The sequence below is a fragment of the Plectonema radiosum NIES-515 genome, from assembly GCF_025753815.1.
GTDB classification, from domain to species: Bacteria; Cyanobacteriota; Cyanobacteriia; order Cyanobacteriales; family Nostocaceae; genus Hassallia; species Hassallia radiosum_A.
Window position 1 is genome coordinate 24,807 of sequence record NZ_JAOWRF010000296.1, and the last position, 14,841, is coordinate 39,647.

At 40.5% G+C, this 14,841-nt stretch carries 15 protein-coding genes, 1 tRNA gene and 1 pseudogene; 8 read left to right on the plus strand and 9 right to left on the minus strand.

Annotated elements, in window-relative coordinates:
- The first annotated feature begins 73 nt into the window (after positions 1–73).
- Complete coding sequence (locus OGM63_RS20615; protein WP_263747526.1) at positions 74–517, plus strand: hypothetical protein; 444 nt, start codon at positions 74–76, stop codon at positions 515–517.
- Positions 518–834: 317 nt separating this feature from the next.
- Here the strand turns inward: OGM63_RS20615 and OGM63_RS20620 are convergent, their stop codons facing one another.
- Positions 835–1,389, minus strand: a complete 555-nt coding sequence (locus OGM63_RS20620; protein ID WP_263747527.1) for a hypothetical protein — start codon at positions 1,387–1,389, stop codon at positions 835–837.
- A 19-nt stretch (positions 1,390–1,408) separates the two neighbouring features.
- On the opposite strand from OGM63_RS20620, the gene OGM63_RS20625 reads away from it, so the two are divergent.
- The 6 genes from OGM63_RS20625 to OGM63_RS20650 all read left to right on the plus strand — a co-directional run bounded on the left by OGM63_RS20625 (position 1,409) and on the right by OGM63_RS20650 (position 6,668).
- On the plus strand, positions 1,409–1,621 hold the full coding sequence (locus OGM63_RS20625) for a helix-turn-helix domain-containing protein (protein WP_089125779.1): 213 nt from the start codon (positions 1,409–1,411) through the stop codon (positions 1,619–1,621).
- 135 nt (positions 1,622–1,756) lie between these two features.
- Entirely contained in the window at positions 1,757–2,740 is a 984-nt protein-coding gene (locus tag OGM63_RS20630) for an alpha-ketoacid dehydrogenase subunit beta (RefSeq protein WP_263747528.1), read from the plus strand.
- A gap of 376 nt (positions 2,741–3,116) precedes the next feature.
- Positions 3,117–4,529, plus strand: coding sequence for a protein translocase subunit SecD (secD, locus tag OGM63_RS20635; protein WP_263747541.1), 1,413 nt, complete (start codon positions 3,117–3,119; stop codon positions 4,527–4,529).
- Positions 4,526–5,482, plus strand: coding sequence for a protein translocase subunit SecF (gene secF, locus OGM63_RS20640; RefSeq protein WP_263747529.1), 957 nt, complete (start codon positions 4,526–4,528; stop codon positions 5,480–5,482). The genes secD and secF overlap by 4 nt, the downstream gene beginning before the upstream one ends.
- Before the next feature lie 57 nt (positions 5,483–5,539).
- A complete protein-coding gene (locus OGM63_RS20645) occupies positions 5,540–5,932 on the plus strand; it encodes a hypothetical protein (RefSeq protein WP_263747530.1) in 393 nt (130 codons plus the stop codon).
- Positions 5,933–6,200: 268 nt separating this feature from the next.
- Complete coding sequence (locus OGM63_RS20650) at positions 6,201–6,668, plus strand: GNAT family N-acetyltransferase (protein WP_263747531.1); 468 nt, start codon at positions 6,201–6,203, stop codon at positions 6,666–6,668.
- Here OGM63_RS20650 and OGM63_RS20655 read toward each other — a convergent pair.
- The 4 genes and pseudogenes from OGM63_RS20655 to OGM63_RS20670 form a co-directional block, all read right to left on the minus strand.
- Complete coding sequence (locus tag OGM63_RS20655; protein ID WP_263747532.1) at positions 6,619–7,536, minus strand: sensor histidine kinase; 918 nt, start codon at positions 7,534–7,536, stop codon at positions 6,619–6,621. The genes OGM63_RS20650 and OGM63_RS20655 overlap by 50 nt on opposite strands.
- 361 nt (positions 7,537–7,897) lie before the next feature.
- Positions 7,898–8,098, minus strand: a pseudogene (locus OGM63_RS29940) (zinc ribbon domain-containing protein); the annotation flags it as partial.
- A 144-nt stretch (positions 8,099–8,242) separates the two neighbouring features.
- Positions 8,243–8,401 carry a hypothetical protein gene (locus OGM63_RS20665; protein ID WP_263747535.1) on the minus strand — a complete coding sequence of 53 codons (159 nt, stop codon included), beginning with the start codon at positions 8,399–8,401 and terminating at the stop codon, positions 8,243–8,245.
- A gap of 75 nt (positions 8,402–8,476) precedes the next feature.
- On the minus strand, positions 8,477–9,067 hold the full coding sequence (locus tag OGM63_RS20670) for an L-threonylcarbamoyladenylate synthase (protein ID WP_263747536.1): 591 nt from the start codon (positions 9,065–9,067) through the stop codon (positions 8,477–8,479).
- 667 nt (positions 9,068–9,734) lie between these two features.
- Between OGM63_RS20670 and OGM63_RS20675 the strand changes: the two genes are divergently transcribed.
- A complete protein-coding gene (locus tag OGM63_RS20675; RefSeq protein WP_263747537.1) occupies positions 9,735–10,874 on the plus strand; it encodes a hypothetical protein in 1,140 nt (379 codons plus the stop codon).
- A 198-nt stretch (positions 10,875–11,072) separates the two neighbouring features.
- Here the strand turns inward: OGM63_RS20675 and prmC are convergent, their stop codons facing one another.
- From prmC to OGM63_RS20695, 4 genes are all read right to left on the minus strand, one after another.
- On the minus strand, positions 11,073–11,990 hold the full coding sequence (prmC, locus tag OGM63_RS20680; RefSeq protein WP_263747538.1) for a peptide chain release factor N(5)-glutamine methyltransferase: 918 nt from the start codon (positions 11,988–11,990) through the stop codon (positions 11,073–11,075).
- A 10-nt stretch (positions 11,991–12,000) separates the two neighbouring features.
- Positions 12,001–12,834, minus strand: coding sequence for a Tic22 family protein (locus tag OGM63_RS20685; RefSeq protein WP_263747539.1), 834 nt, complete (start codon positions 12,832–12,834; stop codon positions 12,001–12,003).
- A gap of 701 nt (positions 12,835–13,535) precedes the next feature.
- Positions 13,536–13,609 (minus strand) — tRNA-Pro (locus tag OGM63_RS20690).
- Positions 13,610–13,920: 311 nt separating this feature from the next.
- Complete coding sequence (locus tag OGM63_RS20695; RefSeq protein WP_263747540.1) at positions 13,921–14,472, minus strand: GNAT family N-acetyltransferase; 552 nt, start codon at positions 14,470–14,472, stop codon at positions 13,921–13,923.
- Positions 14,473–14,841 lie beyond the last annotated feature (369 nt).

Consider the following 14,841-nt stretch of genomic DNA (forward strand, 5'->3'; position numbering starts at 1 on the left):
GGAGCATATTGAAAAAAAATGATATCAAGATTGTATCTTGATGCAAAAGTACAATTCATCACACATAAAAAAGATGGAATTTTCTGAGTCTGTTTACGAAAGGTTCAATAAGTATTTATCCTCCTATCTTATTCAAGGATGGAAACAAGATAAATTTTATATAAAGTCTGTGGAAGTGGAATCGAAGAAAATGGTTGTTCTTGTCGATATTCATGAATCGTATCTTCCTTACCTTTCCAGCCTTCCAGCTATCCCATTGTTGTATCAGTTTGGGATATTTTTCTCTTGTTGGGAAAGTGGTTTTTCCGAGAAAACGGGTGATATTTATCTCAGGAGCCTGGATATAGAAACTCCTAGAATGATACAGAAGACTGAAGATATAAAATTTGAGTTGAATCTAGTCAAAAAGCGAAAATTAAAAGAGTGGTTTTTCTATATCGTTGACTTTAATATTGATGACAACGCTTTTACTGGAAAAATGCAATATGCAGTACCACTTCCTAAAATAGTTGATTGACCAAAAGTCAGTAAGTCTTATTTAACTAAGAATTTAGAATTTAGGACTTACGCAACTGGCACAAACGAACCCATGAGACTCATCGTTAATAGACGTAGCACTGCAATGAATGTAGAGACGTAGCACAGAATAGTCTCTTGGGGTTCAGATAACGCATCATTAATTTATGGAGATGTCTAATATAAACGGTGTGGGATGATCACGCTCTGCACTATGGTCTCCCAAATTCCATTTTTACGGATATCATTGGAGGCACATTCAGGACAATTCATCTTTTCACATGCTTGCATTCATACGTTATTATGCAACGCCGAAAATTACAATGCATTTGTCACACATACCTCAAAGCTGAGACAATATTTTTGTTCAGCATACAACGGCAGCAACGCCTGTATAACTTTTTGTGACAAAGCAAACTTGATAGTAGCAATTAATTGTCCCCATCGTTTTAATTCTTCTAAGTCGTTACTTTGCCCAAATTTTTGCGCGTAAAACTGACACCAAAAATCGGGAACGTGATTAGTTTTTAGCTTACGCCAACGCTTGCGCCAAGCAAGAAAATTTTTTGCAGTAGGAGGTGCAACTCCTAAAATTGGAGGTATCTCAGCGTAACTGACAAATCTACTCATGCCGTCAGCCACCACCAAAATCATATATCTCCACAAGCGGATTTCTTTAATTTTAGCAGCATCGATGTTGAGAAGTAGAGCGATCGCCTCAAGTGTCACGAATCTAGATAAAGGATTAACTTCCTTTGACTCTTGCTTAATTATTGCTATCATGGAATTAGATTTAATGTTATTCAGGCGATCGCTTGACGAGCAATACTTATCAGGCGATCGCTTTTTGTACTTATAAATATTAAAGACCAATAATGGTCTCCTGTCAAGGATGGGATTGGTGAAGTTGCGGATAAAAGAGTACGCCGGCGAAAGGGGATGGACGCTAAAGGAAGTTTCTGATCGGTCGGGAGTCGCTTACACGACGCTGAAGAATTATGCTCGGTCTTCTGGATTGGCAAGCGTTGACGTAACTTCTTTACACAAGTTGGCTCAGACGTTTGATGTATTGATAGAAGACTTATACGAAATTGTGCAAGAGTAGGAAAGGTAATTACGATCTTTACGGGTGCTAATTGGTTGATAGTTTGCGCCTTATTATTCAAGTAGTGCGATCGCTAACTGTATTTTCCCCTGTGGCGCGATAAGATTCAAAACAAGAATTGTATTAAAGATTTAAATGGCAGAAACTTTATTCTTCAACGCCCTACGAGAAGCCATTGACGAAGAAATGGCGCGTGATCAGAGCGTATTCGTTCTCGGTGAAGACGTAGGACATTATGGCGGGTCTTACAAAGTCACCAAAGACCTATATCAAAAATACGGTGAGCTGCGAATTCTCGACACCCCCATTGCCGAAAACAGCTTTACTGGAATGGCAGTAGGGGCAGCGATGACCGGCTTAAGACCGATAATCGAAGGCATGAACATGGGCTTTTTGCTGCTTGCCTTTAACCAAATATCTAATAACGCCGGGATGCTGCGCTATACTTCTGGCGGTAACTTTAAAATCCCGATGGTAATTCGCGGTCCAGGAGGGGTAGGACGGCAACTAGGGGCAGAACATTCCCAACGATTAGAAACATACTTTCAAGCTGTTCCTGGCTTAAAAATTGTTACCTGCTCTACACCTTACAACGCCAAAGGATTGCTGAAATCAGCTATCCGCGATGATAACCCAGTATTATTCTTTGAACACGTTCTGCTTTACAACTTGAAAGAAGACCTGCCAGAAGAAGAATATTTACTGCCATTAGATAAAGCAGAAGTTGTGCGTACTGGGAAAGATGTGACAATCATCACTTATTCACGAATGCGGTATCATGTAACGCAAGCAGTGAAAGTTCTGGAAAAACAAGGTTATGACCCAGAAGTAATTGACTTGATATCCTTGAAACCGCTGGATATGGATACTATCGGTGAGTCAGTGCGGAAAACTCATCGCGTGATCATTGTTGAAGAAGCCATGCGAACTGGTGGTATAGCCGCAGAATTAATTGCTTGTATTAACGATCGCCTGTTTGATGAATTAGATGCGCCAGTCTTGCGGCTTTCTTCCCAAGATATTCCCACACCTTACAATGGCAATTTAGAGCGCTTAACAATTGTTCAACCAGAGCAAATAGTCGAAGCCGTAGAAAAAATGGTAGCTTTGCGAGTTTGAGGAATTAGTTAAGTAGAGACGTTCGAGTGGAACGTCTGTACAAGTCGTAGAGACGTTCCACTCGAACGTCTGTACAAGAGTCAAGAGTCGTAGAGACGTTCCACTGGAACGTCTGTACAAGAGTTAAAAGTCGTAGAGACGTTCCACTCGAACGTCTGTACAAGAGTTAAAAGTCGTAGAGACGTTCCACTCGAACGTCTGTACAAGAGTCAAGAGTCGTAGAGAGGTTCCACTGGAACGTCTGTACAAGAGTGAAGAGTCAAAAGAAACTGTTCTTGACCATTGACTCTTGACCGTTGACTCATAACTCATAACTCATAAGTCATAAGTCGATAAAATAGCGCTATCATAGCCTTTGTCAGTTGCGAGTTATGGTATGCAAAGACAGCGATCGCTATTAGCCTTGATTTTAGTTATAGTAATTGCCGCGATTACGGTGATTGCGACAATTCCGATTCCCCTCGGGCTGGATTTACGTGGAGGTTCACAGCTAACAATTCAGGTGAAACCAACAGCGGAGATTAAGCAAATCACCGAACGCGAATTGGAAGCTGTCAAAAGAGTAGTTGAAGGACGCATCAACGGTCTTGGTGTTTCTGAACCAGTGATTCAAACGGTGGGATCAGACAAAATTTTGGTGCAATTACCGGGAGTTAACGATCCAGAACAAGCCGAACGAGTTCTGGGAGGTACGGCACAGCTAGAATTTCGTCTACAAAAAGCCGGTACAGAAACTCAATTGTTTGCTTTTCAAAGATCGCGAGAAGAATTGAAAGCCAAACAAAAGGAATTGATCAAAACTAAAGACGCAGCCGCAATTGCGAAAAATAAAGAAGAGTTACAAAATAATAATCAAGCGATCGCTGAATTATTTGAAAGTACTAACCCGCCTTTAACTGGTAAATTCCTCAAAGATGCCTATGGGGAACCGACTCAAAACAGCAACTGGAATGTTGCCATTCGCTTTGATACTAAGGGTGGGGAATTATTTGCCCAACTGACAAAAAATCTCGCCGGTACTGGTCGCAGTATTGGTATATTTTTGGATAATGAATCTATTAGCGCTCCTACCGTCGGTCCAGAATTTGCTGCCGCAGGTATTACCGGTGGTGCGGCTGTAATTACAGGTAGATTTACGGCACAAGAAGCAAACGATTTAGGTGTGCAGTTACGCGGTGGGGCATTACCCGTACCAGTAGAAATCGCCGAAAGACGCACAGTCGGTGCAACCTTGGGTAAAGACAGCATTCAACGCAGTATTTATGCTGGCATCGGTGGTCTTAGTTTAGTATTAATTTTTATGGTGGTGTATTATCGACTGCCAGGATTGATTGCCGATATATCGTTAGTCATCTACTCTTTGCTAACTTGGGCTTGCTTTGCTTTGTTAGGTATCACTCTCACACTGCCAGGAATTGCCGGATTTATTCTTAGTATAGGGATGGCTGTTGATGCTAACGTATTGATTTTTGAGCGCACACGGGAAGAGTTGCAATCAGGTAAAAAACTGTATCGTTCTGTAGAATCTGGTTTTTACCGAGCATTTTCTAGTATTTTAGATAGCAACGTGACAACATGGATTGCTTGTGCTGCTTTGTTCTGGCTGGGGTCTGGGTTAGTTAAAGGCTTTGCTCTAACTTTGGCTTTGGGTGTAGCAGTTAGTATGTTTACAGCGATCACCTGTAGTCGGACACTTTTGTTTTTGGCAATTTCAATTCCTGCATTGAAGAAACCAGAACTTTTTTCTCCTAACCTGCCAAGCTCGAATCAGGCAGAGGTAGCTCAATGAAACTAAGTATAAATAAATCGCGATCGCTTTGGTGGACTGTTTCTAGTGCCATCATCCTCAGTGGTATCATCTCAATGGTGATTTCTTGGCAAACTCCGGGAATCAAAGCACCCCTGCGTCCCAGTTTAGATTTTATCGGTGGTACGCGCTTGCAGTTTGAACGCGATTGTACAAAACCCGGTAATTGTGATAAACCAATTGATATTGCCGCTGTTCGCGAAGTAGCCAAAGAACAGGGAATAGGCGATAGCAGCATTCAAGTTGCTGGTGAGAATGGGGTAACAATTCGCACAAAAGATTTGAATGTCGATCAACGCAGCAAATTACAAAACGCTTTAAGCGAAAAAATCGGCGTTTTTGACCCGCAAAAAAATCAAATTGACTCCGTAGGTCCTACATTAGGTGCAGAACTATTTAGGTCTGGTTTATTAGCTCTCGTGGTGTCTTTTATTGGCATCACCGTCTACATGAGCTTCCGCTTTCAGTTAGACTATGCCATATTTGCGATTATTGCTTTGTTTCACGACATCTTGATTACAACAGGGATGTTTTCAATTTTCGGTTTGGTATTTGGCACTGAAGTTGATAGTCTGTTCATTGTTGCCTTGTTAACAATTACAGGTTTTTCAGTGAATGATACTGTGGTCATTTACGATCGCATTCGCGAAACTGTCAAAACTAATCCGAATCGACCAATTAATGATATTGTAGACGATGCTGTTAACCAAACCTTAGCACGGTCAATCAACACAACTTTAACCGTGTTGCTGACATTATTTGCAATCTTTTTCTTTGGTGGCGAAACTTTGCATAACTTCGCCCTAGCCTTGATTATTGGCTTTACAATGGGAGCTTATTCCAGTATATTCATCGCCAGTACTCTTTTAGCTTGGTGGCGCGATCGCACCGGTTCATCCACACCCACAGCTACTACAGAACCAATGGATGCATAAAGGTGAAAGTTAGTCAATGTCAAAAGTTATCCTTGTCTTCCCATTTCCCCCTAGCCTATGGATAAATTTGAAAAATTGCCAATTACAGACCCATCTTTTGTTCAACAAGTGCAAAGGCTACACCGATTAACAGTATACGGTAGATGGTTGTTCTGTATATTTTTGTGGCTCACCCTTGCGCCGATTTGCTTGTGGTCTTTGCGTGAAGAAATTGTTCTGTGGCAACAATATTTTACCTGGGTGGCGGTGCGATATGGACTTATTTATCATCCATTTTCTACCATTGGTTTAGCTTTTTGTATCGGGATGACTGCTGCTGTTTTAGTTTGGCAAAGTCGGAATATCTTAATGGGTTTACCACACCAAGAACAGCAACGTTTAGAAAAACAAGTTTGTCGGATACGTCAGCAAGGATCGAGTCATCCACTGTGGAAGTGGATTTGTCAATAAATATTGAAGTATAAAATTTGAAAATAGTTGGAATATATACACGACAGGAGATATATAGAAAAATCTGTTTTCGAGATAGTCAGTATAAATTGTTTTCAATCTTATATACTACTATAGCTATCTTAAAAAACCTGATATCATGTCCGTTTAATTAACAGTAACCGTCGTAGAGACGTTCCGGTGGAACGTCTCTACAGTATGTGTGATTTGCGCTTCCATGATATGAGTTAAAAAGAGCAAATATACCGTTGAAATTGGGTGCGATGCCATGAATTATACTGAAGTTCAATTTAGCGATCGCAAGTCGGAAATTGACCTTTACCAACTCCAAGAGCTATTTAATATTGCCGCTTTTTGGGCAAAAGGGCGCAGTATAAAAGATATAGGCATAGCCATCGCTAACAGTGAACCAGTAATTACTGTCGGCACTCAAGAACGACTCATTGGCTTTGCTAGGGCAACTTCCGATGGTATCTATCGTGCCACAATTTGGGATGTTGTGATTCACCCAGACTATCGCAGTACTGGACTGGGAAGCAAACTGGTAGAAACGGTTTTGAGTCATCCGCACATGCAGAGAGTTGAGCGTGTGTATCTGATGACAACACACCAACAGGGATTCTACAAAAAAATTGGTTTCCAGAGCAATTCCAGCACCACGATGGTGTTATGCAATCAACCTAACCTTAATTTGCCGACTCCGGAAATCCAGCTTCAGGAATCATCAGGGGGATAGAAACTTGTAGCCTGCTAAAATGCTCAGTTGATTCATTGGTAACAAAAGAAATAATTTCCAACTTTCCTCCCATCACTTCCAACAAAGTTTGATTTAGTAATAGCCTCATTCCCGGCGAAAAACGAGCATTTTGCTTGTCAGTATCAGGCAGTTTATATTCAGATTTAATTAAATCTATTGGCTCACTTGTCGGGATAGCACTAGTTGGCACATCCAAGCAAATATGAATAAATTTACTTGTAGGTGAAGAAGCAGTTGAAATAGAAATACTGCCTTCCTCCATCTGAGTAATTGAAGTATCTACTAAATTTAGCAATACTTGCCTTAGCCAGCGGGGATCTGCCAAAACATAAATTTCTGGATCGGGTGGCAAAAGTTGCAAGGTAAAATTGCGATTTGCCGCCAGCATATAAGTTAAGCTATGAACTTCCTGCAAAACTTCCGCTAAAGATTGGGGCTGAATATCTAACTTGTTGCTACCATATTCTGTCCTGGAAACTTTGAGAATTTCATCAATTAACTTGAGTAATTTTAGCGCTCGTTCGTGAGCTTGGGCGATAAATTCTCGTTCTTCTGCCGCATCTTCACATAAATCCGACAAAATTAACTGATGTAAACCAATTAAACCATTAAGAGGCGATCGCAATTCATGGGTAGTCCGTGCTAAAAATCCCGCTTTAAACTGGCTCATTTCCTTAGCCATTTCATAAGCCAGCATTATACGCTTCATTTCTTGCTCAAGTGCTGATACATCCTGTTTAAGCACTACAGATGAGCTAGAGGACGTTTCCCGTTGTGGAAATAACGCACTCAAACTCAGCCCCAATACTATTCCCACTCCCAAATATACCCAGTTACTCCAATCCATAAATTTGGCAATATCAAGTTATTAATTAACCATCAACAAAAGCGAAGCAAAATTTCCAAGTTTTGAGTCCGTCAATCCTAAGCTGTAGGTAAAGATTTTTCTGTTTTGTGATTTATTTGAAATTTGAAGATAAAACCAGCAGTTTTTATCTTCAGCACCCATTTGACAAAACTGCCCCATTCCTATCACTCAGCATATTCCTTGATTTTGACTTCCTTGTGGAAATTCTAACTTGCCATTGCCAAAATTTAGCCCAAAGATATTAGTTGACACTCCCCGCTCACTTATAGACGGGGATTCTAGTTTCACAGACGCAACTTGCTTAGACTGCCTTTTGACAACCAAAGTAGAGGTTACGACTCTAAAGCGCGTTACATTGGGACTGCCCGTCCCTAACTTGTTTTGCAAGACTTAAAATATTAATTGCCGCGTTTGTATCTCTGTGCAACTCAGATCCACAACTAGATATATGGATGCGAGTTGATAGACATTTTTTCACAATTGCACCACATTCTGAACACATTTGTGATGTATAATGTGGTGCTACTGCAATGGCTAATTTACCAAATTTACCAGCAAAATCTCTGGAACCTTTTACTTTTTTTTAAATGAGACCTGGAACTTGTTTAACCGCTTTCTTGCCTTTGATCGAGAACTTTTAATTTGGTTCTTGATGCCCGTTTAAATCGGTGTAAAAGCTTTCAATTCACACGTTTAAACCGAGTTTATTATCTGTTTTTGGTTGAATCTCTTTAACTTCAACATCAACACCAAACTGGCAGTAATAGCCATCGGCACCACGTACTAATCTAACTCGCTTGATTAATTTAACAGGAGAGATTTGAATATCCCACTTACTGAGCAACGTTGCTGTTTATCAGGGGTTTTCAACATTTACTTTATAAAACAATCTCACAGCTATTGAAGTAATTTTTCTCGCTTATAACTCTAATTTCACCGCACCTTGTCGCAAAATTTGCCAATTGCTCCCAGTCCATTGAGCAACAGTCGAAGGTACACCGATTCCTGGTATTTCTCCTTGGCATTCTGTTTCTGCTAAAGTCAGAACATCGGGAAATTGAGCCGCAATTTCTGTTATTGTCTGCAAAGCCGGTTGACCTGATACATTAGCGCTTGTAGTGGCAAGGGGACCCGTTTGCGCCAAAATATTTTGAGCGATCGCACTGTTCGGTACTCGTATCCCAATTGTCATTGAGTCCGTAGGATTCATTCTTTTTGGTACACACCCTGACGCTGGTAACACCAATGTCAACGCTCCCGGCAAATACTTCTCCATGACTGAGCGCCAAATTTTATACTCTTCATCACTACCTACAACATAAGACCACAAATCTTCTACATCTGCCGCCATCAAAATCAACGGTTTATCTTGGCTGCGTTGCTTCGCGGCAAAAATTAATTCTGCTTTTTCTGGTAGCGCTGCGAGTGCGGGAACAGTATCTGTAGGAAAGCTTACTAAAAAGCCATCGCAGGCACCAGCAATCAAATCAATTAGCGAAACTTGGGTCATATTAATTAACCTTATATTTATTTTATTAGTTTCAGAGACTGAGGGATTACTTTCAACAGGTAGACGGGTCATCAAATCAATAACTGTAAATATTTTTCCTGCTTCATCTACGACTTTTCTTAGTCGCCAAATAATTCCATTCTTTATTGTTGATTAGGGTTTTATTACAGTTTTAGTCATTTTGTAAAAATAATAATAATAATCGAATAATATGTCTATTGTTAAGCATAGACCAACTCCTTATACCAATTTTAGGTGATGCACATAACCCCCTCAGGCGCTTTAGCTTGGGGCGTTACACCTGCAAGGAACACCTGCGTGGGCGCTCTTAGGCGCATCTTCATACGGAAGGAAATGGTATTACATGATTTTCATTATTGATAGACTTCAGGTGATTTCCAAAATAAAAATTACCACACAATTTCATTCCATCATCAGGCTGAACGGCTGTTCACCTTCTTAATCGGTAAGATTATTTGAATAAATCACCTAATGTATTTATTTAGGCGTATTGACAAAATAGATTTTATTCAGCTTTTAAATAATGCATTGCACTATTACTTTTTCTCATAGAAAATTTATACAAATAACATAATTATTCAAGTTTTACAGGTCTAAAGTTTGGTATTTATAATTTATATTTTATCATTAAGAGCAAGTTAATATCATGTTATTATCCACCAGCGATTCTAAAACCCCCTCCCTTCAGCACTTGGTTAAGATTTGGGCAGAGCGTTACACAGTTGACGTATCTTCTTTATCCAAAAATCCCAAGTTCTATGGAGAATTGATGAAAGCAGCTTTGCCAGAAGCTCGAGCGTTAACCGCATCTAAATTATGCAACAATGTACTATATCGCACAAACAGTCAAGCAGCGACACAGACGAAATCCCTCTATGAATATATTCCTGAAATTATTGATTCTCAATTGGGGCAGCGAATAAATCAAGTTGCCGCACAGGTGTATCAAAAAACATTGGAAATGTATCAACAGCAGTCTGGTCTGATTGTCACTCCTATAACCAGACAAATCACAAAAGAAAATGCTTATAACCAGGTCTCTCTTTCATTATCAGCAATACCAAATATAGAAAAGCTGGCAAATGAGCTAGAACCATTGTTACTGAAATATCAAGACCAACACATAACGGCAAATGATTGGCGCGTCGTTGGCTTTCTAACTACGCTGTTCAATTTCAGTAATAAGTTACTTATCAATCAATTGACAGCAGCAGAGAAAATTCTACTGTGTCCCTACTTCAAGTTTATTGAAGAAGAAGTCGCTCTTCCCTGGCACCGAGTTTGTGCAGCAGCAGCTAAACATGAGTTAGGTTCTCCAGCCTTAAATTTAGTTGAGGAAATGTTTCCTGTAGCTTCTGAGATTAGTTCAACAGTTTACTGCCGACTTTTACAATTATTTCCCGATCATCGTAGCCGAAAAGGTGGATTGAGCGATCCAGATGTCGCACATTCTTGTCTTCGAGACTTAGATATGTTCCAAGCTTACTTATGGCTTAGTGTGTTAGAGGAAAATATAAAACCTGTGGAACAGGAACTTGTGCCTCTATGTGTGATGGTCATGCCGAGTGTAGGAGTGAAATGGGAAATGATCGATAAATGGAAACGACTATTAATTGATGAAATAGAAAGCTGTGTAAAGCTAGAACATAAGTTGCTTTTGCTGGATTACACTCAAGGTATGGAACAAGCATTCTTTGAGGCACGTAGACGCTTAGGTGACCGGGGTGAAATGATCAAAATCCCCTCTGAGTTAGGGGAAAATTTGACTTTTAACTTCAACTCTTAAAATCTCAGGACTTATAAAAAAGCTTTGTCACCTACTTCCATAGCATCCCAATTTGGCAAAAACGCCCACAGGTTAGAAATGCTGGCTCAATAAACAAAGCCTGCCTTGTCTACGACAATACCCGCTTTGTGCGTATAGCGATACCCACAAAGTGGGTATTGCGGCTTTCATTGGGATGCTCCCGTTCTATAGTCTGGTTTAGGTTCGGTCTAACAACACTCTTGCAACGGCAAAGCGTTCAATTCCTGCTAAATCGGCATGAATTTCAACTTCATAATAGCTACCTTGATTTTGCAACATTTCCCGCACTGCATCCGCCTGTCCTGCCATCATCTCAACCAACCACAAGCCACCAGGTCGTAAATAAGTGGGAGAAATATCTATCAAATGGCGGATGCAATCTAAGCCATCAGCACCCCCATCCAGGGCTAGATGTGGTTCGTGGTCAACTACTTCTGGTTGTAGCGTAGAGACGGTGCTGGTGGGGATATAAGGCGGGTTTGACACCATACCGCTAAACTGACCTTTGAGCAATTCTAGCGGCTCCCACCAAGAACCTTGATAATAGCGAATGCGGTCAGCCAAACCGCAATTTAAAGCGTTTTGTTGGGCGATCGCCAAAGCATCTGAACTGCAATCAACAGCATGAATTGTTGCTGCTTTAAAGACATCTGCTAATCCTAAAGCGATCGCCCCACTACCAGTCCCCAAATCCGCCCAGTTACCTTGCTGTAACAGCGGATTTTTCTTGCTAGCAGCCACAGCCAAATCAATCAAATACTCAGTTTCTGGTCTGGGAATCAAAACCGCATTCGACACCGCGATTTTAAACTTTCGCCAAGGTGTAACTCCAGCAATGTACTGCACTGGCAAGCGGTCATTTAATCGTCTGCGCCAAAGATGCTCTAAATCTTCTAAAGGTAATTTGAGGGCGATCGCCGATGAATCTTTATAAGAGTCCAAACGCAATGCCAAGCGGTCTAAATCAGCTACCTCTTGTAGTAACCAATCTACCTCAAAAACAGAAACATCACTTGCGATCGCTGCCTTGATTGCTGCATTGCGCCACTGCCAAAGTTGTAAACCAGAAACTAGAGTTGGCTGTGTATCTGTCATGGTGAGGACGTTAAGGACGCTTGGGAGCCGCAGCAGGCTTATTACCCCCACGAGCTGGAGTATTAGCAGGCTTATTTCCTTCTCTGGGAAGTGTCTTGATATATTCTCTCGACTCTGGGGATGGTACCAAAACAACTTGCGAGAGCCAGTTATCGTTTTTATCCTGCAAAGTTTTAATTACACCGTCTACATCAATTACTTGAATATCAGCTTTTGGAAACTTTGGCTTCACCTGAGTCAACAAACCTTGTGCGTCTTGCTTGCTTAAAAACAAAGGAATAAGTTGCTGATTGTCAGTTTTTAGTTGAATTGGTACATATCCTTGTTCTGGTGAAAACCTGACAGCAAAAACAGGCACGCTCTTAAATTGATTTACCTGCTGACCGCTTTGACGCAGCAAGTCCATCGCTCCCTTTACCTCCGTATCCACAGGTTTAAAGGCAAATAGAAGGCGGTTTGGCTGATTTTTGCTTTGTTGCAGCTGCTGATAAATTACCCCTAAAGGCACTGCCGTCACTTGTAAGCTTTTGACCACTTCTTCCATTTTCGGGTCTTTGCCTTTAAGATTCTGTAATTCCTTAATAAAGGACTGAGCCTCCTGCCGACTCAGATAAACACCAGTCACAGAACCAGTGGATTTTTGCCCATTTTGACCCTCAGGAATAGGACGGCTTAAAGGTAAACCTTGGGAGTTAGTGATTAAATAAACCGGTACTGAATCGAGTTTTTCTTTGACCTGTTGTTCTGTCAATGCCAGCACTGGGAGATTTCCCACAAATACCGTCGAGAGCAGTGTACTCCCAATTAATCCTAATGTTGCGCCCCAGCGAACCAATGATTTCATGACTTTTCCTCGCATCAATACTTTAATTAAGTCGAGACTTTGGTTGGATTGGCACAGAACCAACTTGTTTTAGTTATAGTATCGTCTTCGCCAATTGACAGTGATGTTTTCTTAATTTCGCCTTGCTTTTCACAAAGAAATGCTGTACTAGCATTGATTGCTGCCACTTTCTACCTAACGACGAAATCTGGAAACTCTCAGTAGTAGATGTGGGTGTAGAAAAAAATCAGAAAAATTCCCAATCAAAGCAAATTTCCGAAAAACTAATCCCTCATAACCCCACATTATGAATCCACATACCGTGAAAAGTTAGGCTTTTTACAAGCAGCAAAAAATGTCCTCTACCTTTAAAGCGATAAATGCCATTTTATTGTCTTTTCTGAGGATAGTTGACGCCATTGCCTAATGGATCGTTCCACTAATTTTAATTTAGTATGTGCTTAAACTTACAAACGAAATAATTCAACATTTACCGCCCCAGTTAACATAAAGGCTTTAAAATCTGCTAAAAGCAGAGAACCAGCAAAATAAAATACGTATTGTTACTACTAAAATATTATAAAACTAATACCTTTTTCTGGAATACAACACTTACCCAACCTTTAGTAAAACTCTCAGGAAGTTTTTATTTTTTATTAAGAAATCATCAAAATCTTAGATTCTGCTAATAAATCTAAGATTTTTTAATTTGCTTTATCAAATCGGGATGACAGGATTTGAACCTGCGGCATCCTGCTCCCAAAGCAGGCGCGCTACCAAGCTGCGCTACATCCCGGATATAATTATCCACTATTTAAAGTGGTTTAATTTTAATCAAGCATAATTGCTTTGTTTAAAAGCAAAACCTTGGTAAGTTACCATGTTTTTGCTTTCGCATAGCAACTATAACATAATATCAGATTTTCTGGTTGTTTAATTAATTTATTTCATCCTCAAACTACTTTGCAAATAATTTTTCAAATGTAAATACAAATTTTTGTATTTACACCGATAAATAAGTTAAACCCAACCTGGTTCTCTGATAAAAATAGTCTTTTACAATCATAGCTTACTTTTTGTTAGCAAGCATATTTATTAGATCAGGGATTACTGAGGATACCAAAACATGCCTTTAATACCTTCAGGATCGGCAACAAAGCCCATAGTCCGATAGAAATCGACAACATGAGGGTCAGCGAAGAGAGTAACATTGCTAATTTCTTCACTCCGGAGTTTTTTGAGTACGTATTTCATCAGTGCTTTACCCAGTCCTTTAGCTTGAAAGTCCGGGTGAACTACCACATCCCAAATAGTGGCATTAAAAGCGTGGTCTGAGGTAGCACGGGCAAAACCAATTAGCCGTCGTTGGGTTCCTCGCACTTGCCACATTGTGGCTACGAGAAAACTATGCTCGATCGCTTTTTTCACTTTTCTCAAAGGACGACGCGACCAACCGACGGCATCACAGAGTTCTTCTAATTCATACAAGTCAATATCTCGCTCTGTACTAAAAACGATGCGAGTCTCCTTCGGAGGAGTAACGCCTTCGCCATTGGAGCTAGAATTGCCTACAACTTCCGCGCTCATCTCTTCAAAGGAGTTCGTCCTAGATGACGCTACAGCTTCGGGAGTACTAAACCAAGTTTTCCAAAAACCCATGCCAACGTGGTTCGGCTAGTATAACTGAATTGGTTTCCATTGAAACAGTGTTGACCCACTTTTGAATCTCGCTAACCATTTGCAACCCCTCACACTGAAAATTTTTCTAGTATGATTGGGGATTTTCAATTGGTTTAACCAGTTAGGGCGTGTTTCACACCAATCATTTTCAACTTTAGCATTTTGTTGTGGAGCTAGGAGAAATTAACCAAAACCGAAGGATATGAGGGTCAATTGTATATAAACAAAATGACTGGGGTATGGGACTGGGGATGGGGAACAACGGGGAACAACGGGGAACAAGGGGAACAAGGGGAACAAGGGAAACAAGGGACTCCTTGGAGAATAATTCTTCTTTGCCCCCATCCC